A 2,640-nucleotide genomic window follows, 5' to 3' on the forward strand; every position below is an offset into this window, starting at 1 on the left:
CGCTCTCGCAGGCTGCGAGACTGTCCCAGCCGCTGCTCCGGGAAGGTGTCGCAGATGCCACGGTAATCAGAGCGAGCACTGCCAGTGTTGCGATGACGACTCCGAAGAGGTCGATGATGCCCGCTGAACAGCAGAGCAGTCGGGCTTTGACATTCATGGTGGGACTTCCCTTCCCGCTCCCTTGTGGCTGGCGCCACTGTTTGATTACATTCCTGCAGTGTCGAGCCGCCAGCAGATTGATGGCCATTCCAGCCCCCTGGTGGACAGTGGTCTGCAGAAGCCTGGATTGGAACGGCGGAGTGCCCTGTAACTCTGGTACGCAGCTACGGCGCACTGCGAGCGCGGGGCGTTCCGCTCTGGAGCCCAGCGCTGCCTCTACGCACAAGGCGCGGCTGCACGCCGCCTGATCGGACTCGGCGAGTACGCAATCAGCGAAAAGCAATCGAAGCGATCTTCGCGTGTAGAGGGCCCGGCACACCTGACCTAACAGGCTGATGCTCGAGTCGAGCGATGGCCTCTTGCCACCCTTCAGAAGACTCACGAGATGTCAGCCTGCCCGCCCCAAACCAATTTGATAACTGGATCGCGAGTCATTAGTCAGATTGGATCAGGGCTCCCGCAGGCTCAGCCGCATAGATCCCCGTAACTGGATAGGTGGTTGGCCTCGGTTGGTTTGATCTTGATGTCCTGATTGGTGATCATTGGGGTCATGTCCGTCGCCGGCCCGCTCCCCGCCTACGAGGGGCTCGCCTTGTTGGTGGTCGAGCTGCGCAGTGAGCTGGTGGCGGTGCGAGCCGAGTTGGTGGAAGCCCGGGCCGAGGTCACGGATTTGAAGGCCCGGCTGGGCCAGAACTCGAAGAACTCCTCGAAGCCGCCGTCGTCCGACGGGCTGGCCAAGCCTGCCCCGAAGTCTCTGCGCGGCAGGACCGGTTGTGGGCCGGTCCGGCCGAAGGGGCAGCCGGGGACGACCCTGGCTCAGGTGGAGAATCCGGACTTTGTGGAGGAATACCGCCCCGAAGGGCCGTGTACCGGCTGCGGGACGGACCTGGTCAGTGCCAGGGAGGTCAGGACCGAGCGGCGGCAGGTCTTCGACCTGCCCGAGCGCATGGGTGTGGAGGTCACCGAGCACCGGCTGGTCATCTGCCGGTGCGCCTGCGGCACGACGGCCAGAGCCGCCGCCCCGGACGGAGTGAACGCCCCGGTGCAGTTCGGGCCCCGCCTCGCGGCGGCCGGTGTGAATCTGATGCACGGCCAGTTCCTGTCCAAGGACCGCACCGCCACCGCCCTGGCCGAGTTGTTCGGCGCGCCGGTCGCCCCGGCCACCGTCGCCTCCTGGGTACGGCGCTGCGCGATGACTCTTGACACCTTCGGCCGCATGGTTGCCGAGCGCGTTTCCACAGCACCCTTGGCGTTCTTCGACGAGACCGGGTTCCGCACCGCCGGGCGTGTGCACTGGCTGCACTCCGCCTCCACCGGTGCCTTCGTCCACCTTGGGCGTCCACCCCAAGCGCGGCACCGACGGCACCGACGCGGCCGGGATACTGCCCGCCTTCCGGGGCGTCGCTATGCACGATGCCTGGGCACTGTATGACACCTACACCGAGGCCACCCATGCACTGTGCTCGGCACACGTACTGCGGGAGCTGATTGCGGTGACCGAACGCGGCCACGGCGGCGCACGCTGTGCGGCCTACCGGGCCACTGACGCCCTGCTGGCCTTGAAGAAGGCCGCGGACACCGCCCGGGAAGCCAGCACCGGGCAGATCGAGACTGAGGCCACAGCCCGGGAACTGTCAGGCCTGCGCACCGCGGTCGCCGACGGGCTCCAGGCCACCGCTGGCCGATCCTCGAAGACCGAGGCCAAGCACCACGCTCTGTTCAAGCGGCTCACGGGACGCTGGGAGGACTACCTGCGCTAGGTCCACGACCTGGACCTGCCCTTCGACAACAACGCAGCCGAGCAGACCATCCGGATGGCGAAACTACGGATCAAGGTCTCCGGATGCCTGCGGACCCTGCAAGGGGCCCAGGACTTCGCCGCAATCCGCACCTACCTGGCCACCGCCGACCGCCACGACCAGCCCATGCTCGACGTCCTGCTCGGCCAGCCATGCGCTTACGGCGCGGCTGTATTGCGCGTCGGTCATCTGCCGTCGCACGGCCCGTGAATCGTGGCGCCACTCACTCACCACATACAGCCGGTCGTCCGTGCCGAGGCCAACGAGCAGCGCGGCGAACGGATTCGTCGTTGCTAACCCTCGTTGTCAACCCCTCAGTACTGGCGCCCGATGAGTGTTACGTCCACGCTCCGCCCGGAGTAGTGAGCAAACGCGCAGCCTGCACGCCAAACGGCCCGCCCCCGAATGCGCACGGAGGCGGGCCGTATGTGTATCCCGGCCCAACCGGCACGGGTACCGTTTCGAGTGGTGAAGTCGAAACGGAGTCCAGTATGCCCAATCATGCCGACGAGAGCATCGGGGCGAGGATCGCCTCTTACCGGAACCTCGCGGGCTACACCCAGCGTGAGTTCGCCGAGCACTCCCACCGGTCGCGTCCAGTTTGTGGTGTAAAAGCACTCACGAACGGGTTTCGTGGGGTTGATGTTATGCGGCCTTGGTGAGGGACACGCGGGGCCGGGCT

2 protein-coding genes and 1 pseudogene are annotated in these 2,640 nt (G+C 66.1%); all 3 read left to right on the plus strand.

Annotation, left to right across the window (positions count from 1 at the left end; all coding sequences use genetic code 11):
* Window positions 1–709: 709 nt before the first annotated feature.
* The 3 genes and pseudogenes from ACIQU6_RS44320 (at window position 710) to ACIQU6_RS44330 (ending at window position 2,168) form a co-directional block, all read left to right on the plus strand.
* Complete coding sequence (locus ACIQU6_RS44320) at window positions 710–1,591, plus strand: DUF6444 domain-containing protein (RefSeq protein WP_403488355.1); 882 nt, start codon at window positions 710–712, stop codon at window positions 1,589–1,591.
* Window positions 1,476–1,970 (plus strand): annotated as a pseudogene (locus ACIQU6_RS44325) (transposase); the annotation flags it as partial. The gene ACIQU6_RS44320 and the pseudogene ACIQU6_RS44325, both read left to right, overlap by 116 nt.
* 3 nt (window positions 1,971–1,973) lie before the next feature.
* Complete coding sequence (locus ACIQU6_RS44330) at window positions 1,974–2,168, plus strand: hypothetical protein (protein WP_403488357.1); 195 nt, start codon at window positions 1,974–1,976, stop codon at window positions 2,166–2,168.
* The last annotated feature ends 472 nt before the right edge of the window (window positions 2,169–2,640 follow it).

The sequence above is a fragment of the Streptomyces sp. NPDC090442 genome, from assembly GCF_044769405.1.
GTDB lineage: Bacteria > Actinomycetota > Actinomycetes > Streptomycetales > Streptomycetaceae > Streptomyces.